The sequence below is a fragment of the Allobosea sp. 05T433 genome, assembly GCF_056396065.1.
The window spans coordinates 12,796-30,754 of sequence record NZ_JBFTKS010000044.1; the positions used below are offsets into that span (position 1 = coordinate 12,796).

The 17,959-nt window shown below is 63.4% G+C and carries 17 protein-coding genes and 2 pseudogenes; 15 read left to right on the top strand and 4 right to left on the bottom strand.

Going from position 1 to position 17,959, the window contains the following annotated elements:
• Positions 1–14: 14 nt before the first annotated feature.
• Genes AC1DGP_RS32480 through AC1DGP_RS32490 form a run of 3 tightly spaced genes read right to left on the bottom strand, consistent with a single transcriptional unit; the run spans position 15 to position 1,645 of the window.
• Positions 15–575: a DsbA family protein gene (locus AC1DGP_RS32480; protein ID WP_476833085.1), complete on the bottom strand. Its 561-nt coding sequence runs from the start codon at positions 573–575 to the stop codon at positions 15–17.
• On the bottom strand, positions 572–1,084 hold the full coding sequence (locus AC1DGP_RS32485) for a redoxin domain-containing protein (protein WP_476833086.1): 513 nt from the start codon (positions 1,082–1,084) through the stop codon (positions 572–574). The genes AC1DGP_RS32480 and AC1DGP_RS32485 overlap by 4 nt, the downstream gene beginning before the upstream one ends.
• A gap of 42 nt (positions 1,085–1,126) precedes the next feature.
• Positions 1,127–1,645 (bottom strand): Dps family protein, encoded by a 519-nt coding sequence (locus AC1DGP_RS32490; RefSeq protein ID WP_476833087.1) that lies wholly within the window; start codon positions 1,643–1,645, stop codon positions 1,127–1,129.
• A 338-nt stretch (positions 1,646–1,983) separates the two neighbouring features.
• On the opposite strand from AC1DGP_RS32490, the gene AC1DGP_RS32495 reads away from it, so the two are divergent.
• The 5 genes from AC1DGP_RS32495 (at position 1,984) to AC1DGP_RS32515 (ending at position 6,901) form a co-directional block, all read left to right on the top strand.
• Positions 1,984–2,757 (top strand): sensor histidine kinase, encoded by a 774-nt coding sequence (locus AC1DGP_RS32495; RefSeq protein ID WP_476833088.1) that lies wholly within the window; start codon positions 1,984–1,986, stop codon positions 2,755–2,757.
• Positions 2,758–2,865: 108 nt separating this feature from the next.
• Entirely contained in the window at positions 2,866–4,764 is a 1,899-nt protein-coding gene (locus AC1DGP_RS32500; protein WP_476833089.1) for a PAS domain-containing sensor histidine kinase, read from the top strand.
• The gene (locus tag AC1DGP_RS32505; protein ID WP_476833090.1) at positions 4,742–5,398 is read left to right on the top strand and encodes a response regulator transcription factor; all 657 of its coding nucleotides are present in this window, start codon (positions 4,742–4,744) and stop codon (positions 5,396–5,398) included. The genes AC1DGP_RS32500 and AC1DGP_RS32505 overlap by 23 nt, the downstream gene beginning before the upstream one ends.
• Positions 5,399–5,515: 117 nt before the next feature.
• Positions 5,516–5,890, top strand: coding sequence for a response regulator transcription factor (locus AC1DGP_RS32510; protein ID WP_476833091.1), 375 nt, complete (start codon positions 5,516–5,518; stop codon positions 5,888–5,890).
• A gap of 168 nt (positions 5,891–6,058) precedes the next feature.
• The gene (locus AC1DGP_RS32515) at positions 6,059–6,901 is read left to right on the top strand and encodes an alpha/beta fold hydrolase (RefSeq protein WP_476833092.1); all 843 of its coding nucleotides are present in this window, start codon (positions 6,059–6,061) and stop codon (positions 6,899–6,901) included.
• Positions 6,902–7,208: 307 nt separating this feature from the next.
• On the opposite strand, the gene AC1DGP_RS32520 is transcribed toward AC1DGP_RS32515, so the two are convergent.
• On the bottom strand, positions 7,209–8,135 hold the full coding sequence (locus tag AC1DGP_RS32520; RefSeq protein WP_441508972.1) for a LysR family transcriptional regulator: 927 nt from the start codon (positions 8,133–8,135) through the stop codon (positions 7,209–7,211).
• A gap of 131 nt (positions 8,136–8,266) precedes the next feature.
• Between AC1DGP_RS32520 and AC1DGP_RS32525 the strand changes: the two genes are divergently transcribed.
• The 10 genes and pseudogenes from AC1DGP_RS32525 (at position 8,267) to AC1DGP_RS32570 (ending at position 15,259) form a co-directional block, all read left to right on the top strand.
• Positions 8,267–9,454: an MFS transporter gene (locus AC1DGP_RS32525; RefSeq protein ID WP_476833093.1), complete on the top strand. Its 1,188-nt coding sequence runs from the start codon at positions 8,267–8,269 to the stop codon at positions 9,452–9,454.
• A 23-nt stretch (positions 9,455–9,477) separates the two neighbouring features.
• The gene (locus AC1DGP_RS32530; protein ID WP_476833094.1) at positions 9,478–10,569 is read left to right on the top strand and encodes an alpha/beta hydrolase; all 1,092 of its coding nucleotides are present in this window, start codon (positions 9,478–9,480) and stop codon (positions 10,567–10,569) included.
• A 125-nt stretch (positions 10,570–10,694) separates the two neighbouring features.
• Positions 10,695–11,108 (top strand): cyclophilin-like fold protein, encoded by a 414-nt coding sequence (locus AC1DGP_RS32535; protein WP_476833095.1) that lies wholly within the window; start codon positions 10,695–10,697, stop codon positions 11,106–11,108.
• Between the two features lie 289 nt (positions 11,109–11,397).
• Positions 11,398–11,553 (top strand): annotated as a pseudogene (locus AC1DGP_RS32540) (IS5/IS1182 family transposase); the annotation flags it as partial.
• A 35-nt stretch (positions 11,554–11,588) separates the two neighbouring features.
• Positions 11,589–12,182 (top strand): hypothetical protein, encoded by a 594-nt coding sequence (locus AC1DGP_RS32545; protein WP_476833096.1) that lies wholly within the window; start codon positions 11,589–11,591, stop codon positions 12,180–12,182.
• 403 nt (positions 12,183–12,585) lie between these two features.
• Complete coding sequence (locus AC1DGP_RS32550) at positions 12,586–13,584, top strand: sensor histidine kinase (RefSeq protein WP_441493356.1); 999 nt, start codon at positions 12,586–12,588, stop codon at positions 13,582–13,584.
• Positions 13,585–14,002: 418 nt separating this feature from the next.
• Positions 14,003–14,332 (top strand): annotated as a pseudogene (locus AC1DGP_RS32555) (glutathione-dependent formaldehyde dehydrogenase); the annotation flags it as partial.
• Positions 14,333–14,442: 110 nt separating this feature from the next.
• Complete coding sequence (locus AC1DGP_RS32560) at positions 14,443–14,715, top strand: ATP-dependent DNA ligase (RefSeq protein WP_476833099.1); 273 nt, start codon at positions 14,443–14,445, stop codon at positions 14,713–14,715.
• Complete coding sequence (locus AC1DGP_RS32565; protein ID WP_476833097.1) at positions 14,630–14,860, top strand: ATP dependent DNA ligase; 231 nt, start codon at positions 14,630–14,632, stop codon at positions 14,858–14,860. The genes AC1DGP_RS32560 and AC1DGP_RS32565 overlap by 86 nt, the downstream gene beginning before the upstream one ends.
• 276 nt (positions 14,861–15,136) lie before the next feature.
• A complete protein-coding gene (locus AC1DGP_RS32570; RefSeq protein WP_441493354.1) occupies positions 15,137–15,259 on the top strand; it encodes a hypothetical protein in 123 nt (40 codons plus the stop codon).
• Positions 15,260–17,959 lie beyond the last annotated feature (2,700 nt).

A 17,959-nucleotide genomic window follows, 5' to 3' on the forward strand; every position in this document is an offset into this window, starting at 1 on the left:
TTCGTCGCAGGAGGTCAGAAGCGGCCGTGGTTGGTGCCGGGTACAAAAGACACGTCTTGTGCCGCCAGGCTCACGGCATCGACGAGGTCTCGGACATCGCGCCTGCCGTCGTAGCGCAGCCCGTTGATGAACAGGCTCGGCGTGCCATTGACGCCACTCCGGACCCCTCCGATGAAATCCGCCCGCAAAGCGTCGTCGAAGCGGCCATTGAAGGCTTCCGCCAGCGCCGAGGCCGCGAGGCCCAGTTTCGCACCGTAGGCCATCAAATCGGCATCGCCGAGCGCCGACTGGTTCTCGTAGAGCAGGTCGTGCGCCTGCCAGAACTTGCCGGCTCCGGCCGCCGCCTCGGCGAATTCCGCGGCGCGCACGGCGTGGGGATGCAGCTCGGCGATCGGAAAATTGCGGAAGACGAAGCGAAGCTGGTCGCCCATCAGCCGCTGTGCCTGCTTGATGACGGGATAGGCCTCGCCACAATAGGGGCATTGGTAGTCGCCATACTCCACCAAGGTGACGGGAGCGTCCGACGGGCCGATCGCGTGATCTTGCTGATTGACGGGGATAATAAGCCGGCTCATTGGGTTGCAGCCTCCGAAGATTGCTGCCCTTCCAGTCCGCTCAGCGCCTCTAGAATGCCGTCGGCGCCGGGATTGATGCCGAGCGGAGAGAGATAGCTCCAGCGGATGATGCCGGAGCCGTCGATGACGAAGAGGGCGCGTTCGCACAGGCGATCCTCCTCGCGATAGGCGCCGTAGCTGCGCGCGACAGCACCCTTGGGCTCGAAATCCGCGAGCAGCGGAAAGTGCAGGTTGCGGGCGGCGGCGAAGGCGGCATGGCACCAGACGCCGTCGACGGAGATGCCGATGAGCTGCGCGTTTGCCGAGCGATCGAATTCGGGCAGGACCTGGTTGTAGAACGCCATCTGGTCACCGCAGACGGGGCTCCAGTCCGCGGGGTAGAAGGCCAGGATGACCGGTCGGCCGCGCAGGCTTTCCAGCGAAACGCGCTGGTCCGGCGTCGCGGCCAGGTTGAAGGCAGGGGCCGGCGTTCCGGCCGGCAATGGCGTCGAGATGCGGAAGTTCGACATGACTCGCTCCTGGGATCTTGCGATGCGCAACCGTCGCGAGCCTCAACGCGATGCGCGCGTGGTCTCGTAGAGGAACCAGCCGCGCCGCTCGGCCTCGTCGATCCAGACCTCGATCAGGCTGGCGGAGGCAACATCGTTATGGTCCTCGCAGACGACATGAGTCGCGCGCAGAAAGCCGGTCAGGTGTCGGTTGTCGTCGGCGAGCTCCGAGAGCATGTCCGACGGCGTGACGAAATCGGCATCATTGTCGAGAATGCGCTGGATGCGTCCGATATGGCCGATCGAACGCAGCGTCGAACCGCCGACCTTGCGCGCCCGTTCGGCGATTACATCGGTCGTGGCGAGAATCTGATCGCCCTGTTCATCGAGCATCAGGTGGTAGTCGCGGAAATGCGGCCCCGACATGTGCCAGTGGAAATTCTTGGTCTTGACGTAGAGCGCGAACATGTCCGCCAGCAGTGCCGTCAGCGCCCCGGCGATGTCTGCGGTCGCCTGCACGCCGAGATCGGTCGGTGTCCGCAGGGCAGCGGCGCGGCGCGCACTCAGTGAAAGGTCGTTCATGGCTATCTCTCGCATTGCGACGTGCCACCTGTCCGGGCCGGGCGCGAGCCCGCGGAGATCAGATGGAGCAACGTCAGGTCACGGGGCTCGCGACCCCGACGCCCCAACGTTAGGAACGCCGCCACCGGCGCTATATCGACCGCTGGTTTCGTTGGGTCATACTTGGGTTTAGGACGCGGGATCGGGCGCTGGAATCCTCCGATGGCAATGGCGTGCGACCCACCCCGTCACGGCGGAGGGAGGCGGGACGAGCGGAGGAGAGGAACTAAACTCCTGTATGATTTTCCTTCGCCGGATTTCCGTCAGAGTGACGCGACATGCCATCGGGGTGCGGCGACATGAAGATCGAGATTTCTTCCGGGGTGATCGAGGACGAGGCTGTCGAGCGGGCCGAGGCGTCGCGCCGTTCGATGGCCCTGCTGATGGCCGTTGCGGGGCACGATTTGAAGCAGCCGCTCCAGGTTGCCCTGCTGGCGATCGCGCGAGCCGTCGATGAAGGCAAAGCCCGGTGCGCGACCGGCCGCCTTGCCGTGGCGACGGACGCGCTGCGCCGCCTGAACAACGAGCTGGACGACATGGCGCGGCTTTCGCAGCGCGGCGTCGCCCTGACAGCGCAGCCGCAAGTCGTTCTGCTGCAGGACATCACCGGGCGCGTCGAACGTGACTGGCGTCAATATGCGGAGATCAGCGGCACGGAGCTGGAGTTCGATCTGCCGCAGGTGTTCGTGGAAACGGATCCGCGGATGCTCGCGACGATCCTGCGCAATCTCGTCGGCAACGCGATCAAGTTCAGCGGTCGTGGTGGGCTCGTCCGCGTCACGGCCCGGCTGCAGGGCGACCGGATCGGCATCGAGATCAACGACACGGGCTGCGGGATTCCACCGGCCTATCTGTCGCGCATTTTCGACGCGTTCGAGCGGGGAGGGCAGGCGCGGGGGCTCGAGGGACTCGGCCTCGGCCTGCTGATCGTTCGCGAGACGGCGGATATGCTCGGCCATCCTATTTCGGTCCGTTCGGTCGAGAACGAGGGCTCGACCTTCTCGGTCGAGCTGCCGCTGTTGAGCCGGCCGCGCTTGCATCCGATCGACCTGGACGCGAGCATGCGGCACTAGCGAGCAGGCCCAACTGGCGCGTGCACAGCGACGACCCCATGCGAGAACCGGCGACAATGCCTCACCCAGGACTTCCTCGATGAATGCGCGTCCGGGCGACGAAGCCCCATGAGCCTGATCGCCTTCCGGGCCGCGGCGGTTCTGCTGGCGCTGGGCATCTTCCTGATCGATACGCTGACGCCGCTCGAGGGGGCGGTTGCCGTGCTCTACGTCGTCGTCGTGCTTCTGGCGGCGCGGACGGCGCGGCGCACCGATATCATCTTCGCCGCTGCTGCCAGCATCGTCCTGACCGTGATCGCCTATATCGACTCGCATGGGCTGCGCCATGTCGGCTCGCCGACACTGCGGGCGCTCGTCAGCCTTGCCGCCATCGGCATCGTGGCGCTGCTGGCGCTCCATAGCCAGAGGGCTACGGAAACCCTGTCCTCGCAGGCGCGGCTGCTGAACCTGTCCCACGACATGATCTTCGTCAGGGACCGAATTGGCGTGATCAGCTTCTGGAACAATGCGGCAGAGGAGGTCTACGGGTTCACGGCGCGCGAAGCGCTCGGCCGCATGGCCGATGACCTGCTCAGGACCCGCTATTCGGAGCCGCGCGAAGCGGTCGAGGCGACCCTTTTCGAAACCGGGCGCTGGGACGGCAGGCTCGAGCAGCGCACCAAGAGCGGCAAGGCGTTGATCGTCGAGAGCCGCTGGGCCATGCAGCGCGACCGTTCGGGCAAGCCGACCAATGTTCTTGAAACGCATACCGACGTCACCGAAGGGCAGGCCGCCCATGCTGCGCTCATCCAGAGCGAGCGGCGCTATCGCCGCATGTTCGACGCCACGCGGATCGGCGTCATCGAGGAGGATTGGACGGCTATTCGTGCGGAAATCGCGCGCCTAGATGCGCCGGACGAGGCGGCTTTGAGCGTTCATTTCGCCAGGCATCCGGATTTCATCGATCGCGCCCGCAAGCTGACGAAGGTCGTCGACGCCAATCCCGCGTTTCTGGCGATGGTCGCAGCCGGCAGCGCGGCGCATCTGCTGTCGTCGGTCGATGACATCCTGTGCGAAAGCGACAGGACATTCCCGTCCGCGCTGGTGGCCTTTGCCCGCGGCGAGACGTTCTACGAGGGCGAAACCGAGATCACGGCCGCGGACGGGCGTCGTATCCCCGTCCTGTTCGCTATCACCTTTCCCCGGCCGGATGAGGACGCGGACAACGTGCTGGTGTTCGTCATCGACAACAGCGAGCGGAAGCAGGCGCAGGATGCTCTCCTTGCCGCGCAATCGGAGCTGGCCCATGCCGCTCGGGTGGCGACGCTGGGCGAGCTCACCGCTTCGATTGCGCATGAGGTCAACCAGCCGCTGATGGCGGTCGTGACCGGCGGCGAGGCGGGCATGCGCTGGCTGCGGCGAGAGACGCCGGACCTCAAGGAGGTCGAAGCCGCAATCGGGCGCGTGATCGCGGAGGGGCGGCGCGCCAGCGAGATCGTCAAGCGGATCCGGGCCTTCCTCAAGAAGGCCCCGGCGCAGAAGGCGGAGGTCGACATCGCCGCGATCGCCGGCGAGGCGACCCAGCTGGTGGAGCGGGAGCTGGCGCGGGGACGCATCGAGCTGCGCACCGACATCGATCCGAGCCTCCCGCCTGTCAGCGGGGATCGGATCCAGCTGCAACAGGTGCTCGTCAATCTCATGGTCAATGCGAGCCAGGCCATGGCGGGGAAGGCCGGAACGCGACTCCTTTCCGTCCGTGCGTCGCGTGCGGGCCCCGGCATGGTCGAAGTCACTGTGGCCGATACGGGGCCCGGCATCGGGCCCGACGACATCGGCCGGCTGTTCGATCCCTTCTTCACCACGAAGCCGGATGGGATGGGCATGGGTCTTGCGATCTGCCGGACCACCGCCGAAGCTCATGACGGAGCGCTTTCCGTCGAAAGCACGGTGGGCACAGGGGCGACGTTTCGGCTGAGCCTGCCGGTCCGGGAAGGCGTTGCATCTCATGATCAGACACACCGCATCTAACTCGCAGCCTGCGGGCGTGCCGAGCGAACCGGTCGTCGTCGTCGTCGACGACGACAGCGCCGTCCGTTCATCGCTCGACAGCCTGCTCCGCTCGGTCGGGTTGCAGACCAGGCTCTGTGCGTCACCTGCCGAGCTGCTTCAGATTGCGCTGCCGGATGCGCCTGGCTGCATCATCCTGGACGTCCGGCTGCCGGGAATCAGCGGCCTGGAGTTCCAGACACAGCTTTCGCAGCACGGGATCGAGCTGCCGATCGTCTTCATGACGGGCTTTGGGGACATCCCGATGACCGTCCAGGCAATGAAGGCCGGTGCGATCGATTTCCTCGCCAAACCGTTTCGCGATCAGGACATGCTCGACGCGGTGACCACGGCCGTCGAACGCGACAGAGCACGGCGCAGCGCCGCCGCGTCCATGGGCAATCTGCGGAGCGAGTATGACACGCTCACTACGCGCGAGCGCGAGGTGATGGCCCATGTCGTCTCCGGACTGATGAACAAGCAGGTCGCCGGCATCATCGGGCTGAGCGAGATCACGGTGAAGATCCATCGCGGCAATGTCATGCGCAAGATGGGCGTGCGTACGCTCGCGGACCTCGTGCGCAAGGCTGAGGCCCTCGGCATTTCCGGCCGCTGACGTAGCGTCCTGCAAACCAGTGTATGATTCCAACCGCGGCCTCGATCGACAATACCAGGGTATGGACGCGCATCGGACGCTCTTTCGTGCGCCAGCTCGCACGAAGGACAGACACGGATGAAACAGACGCCGATCATTGCCGTCGTGGACGATGACGAGGGCGTTCGCAGCTCGCTCACCAGCCTGCTGCGCTCATTTGGCTACGAGGTCCGCAGCTATGGCACGGCGGCGGATTTCCTTGCCGCCTGCGAGATCGATACGCCCGCCTGCCTGATCAGCGACATACAGATGCCGCTCGTGACGGGCGACCAGCTTCAGGCCGAGCTGATCCGGGCCGGGCATGGCTTTCCAATCATCTTCATGACCGCCTTTCCGACGGAGGCGACGCGACAGAAGGTGATGGCGGCCGGCGCCTGCGCCTTTCTCGAGAAGCCGGTCGACGTCGATGCGATGGCGCGCCACCTGGTGGCTGCGCTCGGGCCTGCATGCTGATCCGCCCGCCAGGCACACCTTCGTATGGTCGCTCCAACCGAGCGTAGAATTCTGCCGGCGCCATCCATCGCCTAGCGTTCCTGGGCCAGCGCAGCCCGGAGAGATCGGCTTCCGGCCGGCGAGCCGCGCTGCATCACATCATCTCATCCGCTTGAAGGGATAAGGACCATGACCAGCGCTTTCGTCACGACCAGGGACGGCGTCGAGATCTTCTACAAGGACTGGGGGCCGAAGAGCGCGCAGCCGATCGTGTTCCATCATGGCTGGCCTCTGTCCTCCGACGACTGGGATGCGCAGATGCTCTTCTTCCTCGCGAATGGCTACCGTGTCGTGGCGCATGATCGCCGCGGTCATGGCCGCTCGTCGCAGGTCGATGTCGGCAACGAAATGGACCACTATGCCGCCGACGCCTTGGCGGTCGCCGAGCATCTCGATCTGAGGAACGCAGTCCATATTGGCCATTCCACCGGCGGTGGCGAGGTTGCGCGCTATGTCGCGAAGTTCGGCCAGCCGCAGGGGCGCGTCGCCAAGGCGGTCCTCGTCAGCGCGGTTCCGCCGCTCATGCTGAAGACCGCGAGCAATCCCAGCGGCCTGCCGATCGAGGTCTTCGACGGCTTGCGCACGGCGCTCGCCGACAACCGCGCGCAGTTCTTTCTCGACCTGCCGGCGGGGCCCTTCTACGGCTTCAACCGGGCCGGCGCGAAGGTCGACCAGGGCGTGATCTGGAACTGGTGGCGGCAGGGCATGATAGGCGGCGCCAAGGCCCATTACGACGGCATCAAGGCCTTCTCGGAGACCGACCAGACGGAGGATCTCAAGGCGATCACCGTTCCCACGCTCGTGCTCCATGGGGAGGACGACCAGATCGTCCCGATCGATGACAGCGCCAGACTCTCCGTGAAGCTGCTAAAGAACGGCACGTTGAAGACCTATGCCGGCTACCCTCACGGCATGCTGACGACCCACGCGGACGTCATCAATCCGGATCTGCTCGCCTTCGTGAAGGGGTGAGATCAGGACGCGGATCGACCGACCGAAATTGAAACGTAGAAACGGAACAGGGCGCCGTCGCCCCTATTCTATCATAGCAGCCTAGGAACGGCGGGCCGTTTCTGATTGATCAATATGTCCCGCTAGATCTCCGCGCCGGCGTGCTGGCCTGGAGACGGCGGAGATGGCGAGAGGCGTTTATGCCGCAGACCATTGAGTAGTCCGAAAGTGGACGTAGTGTAGGTCCGGAACGGGCCAGTATCGCCGTCTCTGCTTCGGGCAAAATGCGCCGACTCCGGACATTCGAGGCCTGCCGGAAAGCGGACTTTCAGCCCAGGCCAGAAGACCGTCCTGATCCTGCCTGGCTTCGGTAGCGCAAAGCGTCGACAACGACCTTGAAGGCGGGAAGGTTCTGGCGGCGGCTGGGATAGTAAAGGAAATAGCCGTCGAAAAAGGGCGACCAGTCGTCCAGCACCAGGACCAGTTCGCCCGACGCGATCTGCCGCTCCACTATGTCGTCGGGGACGTAGGCGATGCCATAGCCGTTCACCGCCGCATCGATCATGGCGTAGGAGTTGTTGAAGGTGAGCTGGCCGCTCACCCGGACACGCAATTCCTTTCCGGCTTTTTCGAACTCCCAAGCATAAAGCCCGCCGGCTGTTTCGTGGCGCATGTTGATGCAGACATGCCCGACTAGGTCCTGAGGATGGTCCGGCACTCCGTGCGCAGCGAGATATCCGGGCGAAGCGACCGCTACCAGCCGCCAGTCCGGGCCGATGCGGACCGCGATCATGTCCTTCTCGACGCTCTCACCCAGACGGACCCCTGCGTCGAAACCCTCCTCGACGATGTTGCGGAAGGTGCTGTCGAGGATCAGTTCGACATTGATGTCGGGATAATCCCGCAGGACCGGCCTGAGCTTCGGCCAGACCACGCTTTCAAGCGCATGGTCGGATAGTGTCAGCCTGACCGAGCCCGACGGCTTGTCGCGCAACGCCGTCAGCGCCGCGATCTCGTCCTCGATCTCCGCGATCCGCGGCGTGATCGTCTGGAGCAGGCGCTCGCCCGCGGTCGTGGTCGCGACATTGCGCGTGGTCCGGGTCAGAAGGCGAACGCCCATGCGATCTTCGAGCTGCTTGATCGCGTAGCTGAGAGTCGATTGCGCGACGCCGATCTTCGCCGCCGCCCGGGTGAAGCTGTGCTCCTCGGCCACGATCTGAAACCACCGGAGCTGGTTGAGATCGGTCTTGTCCATGAGAACCCTCGGTGTCTGCCTGCCGAGATTAATCGATCACATCGATCAGTGCATTCCAATTTCGGCGGGTAATCGTTCCGAGCCTGAACCGCTATTTTGCACCGCATCAACAGATGCAGGAGCGACCCAACATGGCGGCTACCGCCGTATCGGAGGATGGAACCAAGCCGACCGCCGCCTGGAGCGCCGTCCTCTCGATGGCGCTTTGCGTGGCGATGCTGATCGCTTCCGAGTTCATGCCGGTCAGCCTGCTGACGCCGATGGCCGAGGGGTTGCGCGCGACCGAGGGCCAGACAGGTCAAGCGATCTCGATCAGCGGTCTCTTCGCGGTGGCGGCGAGCATGGTCATCACCACGGCCGCCGGGACGCTGAACCGGAAATGGGTCCTGGTCGCGATGACGGCCTTCATGCTGGTCTCGCTGGTCCTGGTCGCGGCCGCCCCGAACTTCGCGGTGCTGATGCTCGGTCGCGCCCTGCTCGGGATCTGCATCGGTGGCTTCTGGGCGCTCGCGACGGCCGTGATCATGCGCCTGGTTCCCGAGAGCGAGGTGCCTCGCGCGCTGGCCCTGATGTATGGCGGGCAAGCGATCGCGGCAGCCTTCGCCGCGCCCGTCGGCAGCTATCTCGGCGGTCTGTTCGGCTGGCGCGCGGTGTTCTGGGCGCTGACGCCGATCGTCGCCGTCAACCTCGTCTGGCATGTGATCGCCCTGCCGTCGCTGCCCGCGCGCCAGCCGCAGGATTTCCGGACCATGTTCGGCCTGCTGAAGCGCCCGTATTTCCTGCGCGGCCTGATCGCGTCGATGCTGTCCTGGGGCTCGGCCTTCACGATGTTCACCTACCTGCGCCCGTTCCTCGAACAGGTGACGGGAGCCGACGTGACGACGCTGTCGATCCTGCTGCTGGTGCTCGGCTGCGCTGGCTTTGTTGGAACCTGGGGCTCCGGCCGCTTCCTGCATGGCAGCGTCGCTCCTCTCCTGAAGCTGCCCGCGCTGCTGATGGGCGGCTGCACGATTGGTCTCCTGCTGCTCGGCGGCTCGGTCGCCGCAGTGGGCCTCTTCCTGGCTCTCTGGGGTGCGATGAACACCGCCATGTCGGTGATCTGGATGACCTGGATGTCGCAGAACGTCGACGATGCGCCGGAGGCCGCCGGAAGCCTGATGGTGGCCGCGATCCAAGCCTCGATCCTGCTCGGGGCCGTGGTCGGCGGGATGCTGCTCGATGGCCTGTCGATCTTCGCGACCTTCCTGGGGAGCGTCGCCCTGGCCGCCATCGGCATCGCGCTGATCGGCAACGGAAAACGTCTGCTGAAGCCCGAATAGTCACAGAGAACGGGGAGATAACGATGGACACCTCCAACACGATCACAGCGTCGTCCGCACGACTGGACCGTCGCGACTTGATGAAGCTGACCGGTGCGGGCGTCGCCGCCTTGGCAGCCGCATCACTCTTCAACCTCTCCAAAGCAAAGGCTCAAGGCATGACAGCGGACTGGGACAAGACTTTCCCGAAGAGCGAGAAGGTCGATCATCGGAAGGTCACCTTCAAGAACCGATACGGCATCACCCTGGCGGGCGATCTCTATTTGCCCAAGGGCCAAGGCGATCGGCGGCTGGCGGCGCTGGCCGTTGGCGGGCCGTTCGGAGCGGTGAAGGAACAGTCGTCTGGCCTCTACGCGCAGACGATGGCGGAGCGCGGATTCGTCACGCTGGCCTTCGACGCGTCCTTCACGGGTGAAAGCGGTGGCGAGCCCCGTAACGTCGCCTCGCCGGATATCAACACCGAGGATTTCAGCGCGGCGATCGATTATCTCGGCCTGCACCCCTCCGTCGACCGCGAGCGGATCGGCGTCATCGGCATCTGTGGCTGGGGCGGCATGGCCTTGAACGCCGTCGCCGTGGACAAGCGGGTCAAGGCCGTCGTCGCCAGCACGATGTATGACATGACCCGCGTCATGTCGAAGGGCTACAACGACAGCGTGACGCTCGAACAGCGCACGCAGATGCTGGAGCAGATGAGCCGGCAGCGCTGGGAAGACGCCGCGAACGGAACCCCGGCTTACCAGCCGCCCTACAATGATCTGAAAGGCGGCGAGGCGCAGTTCCTGGTCGACTACCACGACTATTACCGGACGCCGCGCGGCTACCATCCGCGCGCGGTCAACTCGGGCAATTCCTGGACCCGGACGACGCCGCTCTCGTTCATGAACATGCCGCTCCTGACCTACATCAAGGAGATCTCGCCGCGCCCGGTTCTGCTGATCCACGGCGAGAAAGCCCATTCGCGCTACTTCAGCGAAACCGCCTATGCGGCGGCCGCGGAGCCGAAGGAACTGATGATCATTCCGGGAGCCAGCCACGTCGATCTCTACGACAAGGTCGACGTGATCCCGTTCGACAAGCTGGCCAGCTTCTTCGGCCGGCATCTCGTCGCCTAATCTCGACCGGACACGAAGCGATGGGGCCGCCGCCCTCGGTGGGCGGCCAAAGGCTCGCAGGCCGAGCTCCCGCCGCTGGACCGGCGGGAGCTCGGTGAACGACAATCACTACGGAGGATCGGACAATGCCGCTCAAAGCCACTCGGATCGCCGGCGCCATACTCCTCGCAACGATCGGAACAGCAATGGCTCAGGAACGCATCAAGATCTCGTCGGAGTGGGGTTCCGTTGCGGCGGAGCTCGCCGATAACGCCGCGACCAAAGCGCTGCTTGGCATGCTGCCCCTGACCATTCCGATGACGGACCACCTTCGTCAGGAAAAAACGGGAAGCTTGCCGTCGGGTCTGCCCGCCGCAGCGCGGCAGCGCGCCTTCAAGAGCGGGACGATCGGGCTTTGGGGCCCGGACCACTTCGTCGTCTACTATCGTGATGGCCAGGTCCCTCAGCCCGGTATCGTCATCCTCGGCGAAGTGAAGGGCGGGGCTTCGATCTTCGACCGACCCGGCTCTATCTCGATGCGGGTCGAGCGGGCGGATTAGATGGCTGGGAGGCGGCAGTGACCAGACTGATGGCTTGAGCCAAAGTTGCGGACAACCTTAGGCCACTCCGTAGCGCATCATCGAACGATATCGGCGGCCGAGCGCCAGAGGACTTGTATGGGGTTTTCCTTGTCAAGGCCGCAGCCCCCCTATTGGCTTTGAGACGCGGTTCGTTTTCACGTACGGGTGGACGTCAACAGCTTCGCCGCTCCGAGCGGCGAAGGCCGTAGGTGAGTGCAGGCGCTCACATCCAAACGATCCGAGGGGAACTCGCCATTTTGGCGCGGTTCCCCTCGACAAGCACCTCTACGCCCAGTGCCACCTGATCGAATGCTGCTTCTCGAGGCTTAAGCAGTTTCGGCGGGTCGCGACGCGCTTCGAAAAGACCGCCAGACACTACCTCGCCGTCGTCACAATCGCCGCGATGATCCTATGGATCAGATAAGTGTCCACAGATCCTAGGCTCGGGTGCTTGGCTCCATGCGCCGCGCCAAAGCCTTATGGCAGGACCGCGACCCGGGCGAGCAATGTGACCAGCTCCGCCTGACGCTTGGTATTGGTCTTGGCGAAGAGTGCGGACAGTTGCGAGCGAACGGTCGAGCGACTGAGGTGCAGCTTACTGGCGACATCGACCGGCAGATCGCCGTTGGCCAACAGAAGCGCATGCCGCGTCTCGGCCGTAGTCAGGCCAAACATGCGCTGAAGCATGAAGGGGTTAGGTCGCAGGTGAGCGTCAAGATCGACCAGCATCACCAGACTGGTACTATCGTGCGGTATAGCGTCTGCGGCCTGGTTCAGGACGAACGGCGCTTCGTGTTGGTTCCAGATGACGACCCAACACAATGGACCCAGCGGCGGCCGGTGTGGCGCCCGCGCCAACAATTGCATGAAGGCGCTCGTCAGTTGATCAAACTCTTCGCCCGAACTGGTCTTGCAGCGCAGAATCAGCCGGGCTGCGGCGTTGGCCTCGACAATCCTGCGGCGGTGCTCGACAACGAGATACCCACATCCGAGGCGGTCGAGCGTGCTCAGGGCGAAAGCGCCTTGATAATTCCTGGGGGAGGCGATCCCTGACCTGCCCTCCTGGTCGGCCGGCACACTCCTGGGTATTTCGCATGGCTCAGAGGTCATCGATTTCACCTTACCCGCCAAGCTATCCCGGTTTCGCCTGCCCCCATCTGGACGCACGTGTCTCTAACTTTGGGGATCTTTGAGTGTTCCTTGCCCGGGGGAACGATTTGTCGTGGCCCGGCGTTTGGGACGGTGCTGGAGTAGCTGTTGTGCACGCGTCGCGTTTTGCGTGTCGGCCTGGGGCCGAGATTGCCTGGACCGGTCAGCACGGCCCGGGATACCCGCCAGCGAGCGAACTGCGGCAGGCGTCGTTCAAGGGGCTCCGCGACGATGCAGATGCTGCGACTTATTAGAATCCCGACCTTCCTGATAGCATGCGCACCCCGCGGCCGGTCCGAGTGTAATCATGCCCACCAGCAACCCTCTTTCGTGGAGCGCTGAGAGCCTCCGGCGCGCTATCGGCGCAGCCGGGGTCGCCCTGTGGTCGTGGAACGTAGAGACCGACCGGTTCGCCATGGACGAACGGGGATACGCCTTATGGGCCGTGCCGGACGACGGTAACCCAGTGAAGTTCGAGGACCTGTCTGCCCGCATCCACCCCGCGGATCGGGATCGGGTCCGGGCCGCCTTCGCTGCGGCGCGGGCCATTGTCGGTGCCTACGAAATCGACTTTCGCATTATTATCGACGAGGAGATCCGTTGGATTTCTGCGCGCGGCATTGGCGACGATTCCCATCTGCACAATGGCGTTGCGTACGGCATCTTTCTGGATGTGACGGGCCGCAAGCAGGCCGAGGAAGGCCATGAGCTTCTCGCCGGGGAGATGAGCCATCGCGTCAAGAATCTGCTTGCAATTGCCTCGGGGCTGACCCTGATCTCGTCGCGGTCCACGACGACCGCCAAAGAGATGGCCACCGAATTGACGGGACGCCTGGCGGCTCTTGGGCGAGCGCACGATCTAGTGCGGCCGCTCCCGGGCCATCAGGGCCATGCGGCTCTCCTCGGCGACCTATTGTCGATCCTGCTGTCTCCTTATGAGGATCTGGGCGCCTTCAGCGGGCGCATCCGCGTCGCGGTGCCGCGCATGGGCGTTGGTGAAGGTGCGGCGACCGCGCTGGCCCTGGTCATCCATGAGCTCGCGACCAACTCGTTGAAGTATGGCGCGCTGTCGGCCGACACCGGCACGTTAGATGTTTCAGGTTGCTCGGACGACGAAGAGATCAAGATCGTCTGGACAGAGCGCGGAGGTCCCGCCGTCGAACCTCCAAACGGCGCCGGTGGGTACGGTAGCCGCCTCGTGGTTCGTAGCATCTCCGGGCAATTGGGCGGCTCGATCGACTACACCTGGTCCGCCGAGGGGGTCATTGTCACGTTACGGATGAAGGCGGCGAAGCTGGCCGATTAGGCGGCGCAGTAACGATCACCAAGGGGTGCCCGTCAGCCCAGTTCACCTCATTATCGGGGCGGCGCCCGTCTTCGAGATCACCTCCTTGCGAGGAAGGCGAGCAGGGCGGCGATCGCGAGCGGTAGCGCCCCTTGCCCGGGCGACGGGGACCCGGATTGGGACGCTCCGGCAGAGCGAGGTCGATCCCGTCTTCCATGCGGGCGGGGAGGTTGCTGAGAGGCATGGGATCAAAGGGCCCGGAGCCTCAAACGACATTCACGCCTTGAGGCTGCGATATGGCCACTCCGCCTCATCACGTCGGTCGTTCAAACAGTGACCAGTGAACACATGGCGGCCGATGGAACGGTTGGTAGCCCCTCGTCATTGAGCAAATTGGCCCCTGCTTCGGTATGGCTGCCAGAATAAGATCATTCCTGCTGGCCAAGCAGAATATCTGCGCGTGCCCGGATATCGGCCCAATCAAGGTCCCCGACAGTGTTCGGACGAGCAGGCCCTGTTCCTCTCCGACATCTTCCCGACCGGGTACATGGCTGCCGAGAACGCCCAAATTCGGGACGGCGATACCGTCGCGATCTGGGGTTGCGGGCCGGTCGGCCAGTTTGCGATCCGCTCGGCGTTCATGTTGGGCGCCGGCCGGGTGATTGCGATCGACGAGGTCTCCGAACGATTGGCGATGGCCGAGGCCGGGGGCGCCGAGACCATCAACTTCTCGGAGTTCGACGTCCGACAGGATTCCGATCGGGGCCGCGATGAACAAGGGCCTTACGCGGTACGTCCAACTTCAGCGCCCTGCAGCAAGCTCTCGGTGGCCGGGGCGGCAAGCGATCTGCCGCCGGCGCGCTCCTGTACGCCTTCGATCTGCTCTATCTCAACGGTCACGACCTCCGGACCATGCGATGCGAGGATCGTCGGAAGATGCTCGCCGATATCATAAAGCCCCACACCCTCGATCCGCTTCAGCGAGGACGTCGATGCTGTCGGCGACGCGCCTTTCTGACAGTCGCCTGCGAGATGGGCCTGGAGGGCATCATCGCGAAGCGCAGGGATGCGCCGTATCGATCCCGCCGGGGGCGGCGAATGGCGGAAGATCAAGTGCAACCAGTCGGAAGGGTTCTTCATCATCGGCTATGAGCCGTCGTCGTCGGGGTTGGGCGGTATCGGGCGGCTGCTGCTCGCAGCCTGGAAGAGCAACCGGCTGACCTATGTCGGCGGCGTAGGGACCGGGTTCACCGATCGCACTGCTACCGCGCTGCGGAAGCAGCTCTACGCGCTCTGATCGAGAAGTCTGCGTTGCAGATGAGAAGAAAGGGGACGCGCTGGGTACCTCCGGCCCTGGTAGCGGAGATCGAATTCTGAGGCTGGACCACAGACGGGAAGTTGCGGCACGCGTCGTACAAGGGGCTTCGGGAAGAGGCGGATGGGACGGTATTTCAGGTGGAGGACCCGTCGTGAGCCAGACTCTTTCGCCTGATCACGACCCAGTTGGACACTGTGGGGAGTAGAGGTGCCGTCAAGCGAAGGCGCCGATAAAGGTTGACCCGGAGCCATTCCGATGCGTGATCAGCAGCCGAATTTTAGCGCCATCCGCGCATTCAAGACTGATCTCGTGAGCGATCGGATCAGGGTGAAGCGCCAACAAATCCGTCAGAAACGTGCCATGTATGATGCCATCTGAATGTCCCCCCGTCAGTGAATAGGGCAGCGTGTAGCGCGCTCCGCTGGGAAATTCGATTGTCCCGTATGTAGTCATAACCTTGACTTTCAGGGCGCATCCTTTGCCCGACGCGCGCAGGCTGGAGGTGACTATCCGACCTCATGAACGGTGGCGGCCTAAGTGCCGACCATGTCCCCGATGCTGAACGCCGCATTCGGACTTCCGGAGACCGGAAGCTAGCTGAAAACTATCCGAATTTCCCTCCGGCGAGTAGATAAAACGGACTGATTGGAAGGGCAGACCAACTCAATGGCGCCATCCCACTCATGGAAAGGCGTGGCCTCATTCGGAACAAATGAGCCGGCCGGGCGCTTTAAGCTAAATGATGGGAATGAGTGAGACGAGACCATGACCGAGGTGTCAAAGAAGGGAAATCCTCTGACTCGCGGCGAGCGCCTGCAAGTAATGATCGACGATGACGAATTGACTGCAGTTGATGATTTTCGCTTTTCACACCGGATACCCAGTAGGTCCGAGGCCGTACGCGAACTCCTGAGGCGCGGGTTGACCGCAGCCGGCCACAAGACCTCGCAAGATGGTTCGGAGTCTTCGGGGACGCAAAGCGGCGGTCGGGATTGAGGGCTTGGCCTCGTATTGGAGATGGAGCTATGTTCTAAGCGAGAAGCCGGGGGGCCCTTCGTAGCTGGACGTCCGAAAGAAGCGATTGCTAGCGATGTCCTTCGTCAGCTCGACGAGATGTAGCCAAGTGAACGACGCACAGAAGCGCGGCCTTGCTAGGCTTATGCTTCGGTGGCCGCAGCGGCGAGCGGAGTTGAGGCAAAAATGGAGCCGCATTGCTGGCCTGCCGGCCTTATTCGAAGCGTACGAATTGACCTGCGAGGCCGCGGCCCATTGGTCGAAAATCTCCTCGCCGACAGGCCACGACCGCGCGGAGGAATATCGCGTTCTCGCCCTTGAGATCGAGCAGGAGATTGACGATGCGATTAGTCAGTCTTGCTAATGGGATGAAGCCAAACCCACGTTTCGAGGGCCGCAACGAGTTGGATTAGCTCGACCTCTGCGGGCGTATCTTCGAGACAACCAGTTAGCTGCTCGACGCGCTCAACGGCGCGCCAAACGTCCAAGTGTGTCACCAGGAGGACCAATATCGCTACACTCGTTGTCTCGAAGGGAGGAGCCATTTTGCTCACTCTCCAACTGCGCGCAAGACCAGCATGCCGCGCGTTCCGGAACCAAGCCTTGCCTTCCCGCCCTCGTCAGGGCTTGCCCAGTGACCAAACCCGACGCTCAGCGGATGAGTGGCAGCACTGTGGCTGCCGCGACTATTACGACGATCGCTGTCCGAATTAGAACCCCGTGACAGCGGGCCATTGTCTCGTCGGACGATCTCGACTGCGCTTCCATGAGCAACTCCTCCACGCGACAAGGGCAGGCTTGCGCGAATGCAGAGGAGCAACAAGCGGAAACGCGTCTACGGGGCGCGAACGGTTAGCCTCCGTGGCTTAAACCGCACACATGGCACCGCACGGTTTATGACGCCGCTGGCGCTCCACTTGACCCCGACCGTGAGCTGCTCAACGCGCTCGACTGCCCTGAAGACGTCCCGGGGATTGTGAAGCCGGCCGCTMTCGTCATCCCCTGTCATTCGGCGCGCTCGATCTCCCGCGCCTCATAGGCGGCGATCGCATGGAGCATTGCAGATCGTCTCGCGCGGCCAGAAAAAAGACCCGCCGGAGCCGAAGCCCGAGCCAATGCAGGCCGCGTTGCTGTGATGGATTCGCGGGACGGGACGCAACCGGTAACGTCAGTTCCCGACCCATCTGAGACATTGGAAAATCGATGTCGGGCGACCGGAGTTGGCCGATTTTGTTGAAGAAGTCGGTCGAAAACGGAAGTTCAAGTGATCAAGTTGGCATTCGACTTGGTGAGCGAAGGAGACGTCCTCGATCGTCCGATCATTGCCAGTCGAACCGGCAAGAAATATCGCAACCGGCCGAATTCAGAATGCCCAAAAGAAAACGGCCGGTCTAACCGGCCGTTTTCAGTCTCATTCGCGCTCGGTGTCAGCCCTTGGTAACGATCGGCGTAGCCACGGGCGGAGGCGCCTTGCCCTTGCCCTTGCCGAAGCCATAATCAGCACACCCACCGACGCCAACCAACGCCACAGAAACAGCCAAGACCAGCAGTTTGGCAGCGGGCCGCTCTTCTCGACCATAACCGCCATCTTGCTTTGCAATTCACGGTGGCCGCCTTCAATAATGGAGGGCGACCACCGCGTCACCAAAGTTTACAATATTTATAGCCAACATATCTGCGGATATAAAATCTTTAATGAAAGAGCGGTAATATTTATATTGATTATGAACTAGAGACCAATGACGTTGCGATATTGCGACTTAGGTCGCAGACCTGCTCCCCGGCTTCCCTCGCGGACTCTGGGGAAGCTCTCCGCCGCATAGCACCCGAACGCAAAAAGGCCCGCCCCCCTTTCGGAGCGGCGGGCCATTTTCAACAGGGTAGCGTCAAACCGAGAGGCAGGAGCCACTCGAAAGCCGACACCGGTCATCCGCTCGATTTCGGGGGAAGCGGCAGGCCCGGCCCGCCGTCGCGCCGGCGCCTGGCGCTCAGGCGGCGATGGCTTTTTTCCGCTTCTTTACCGTTGGCGCAGCCAATGCCGCGGCTCGATCATTGGCTTCCTTC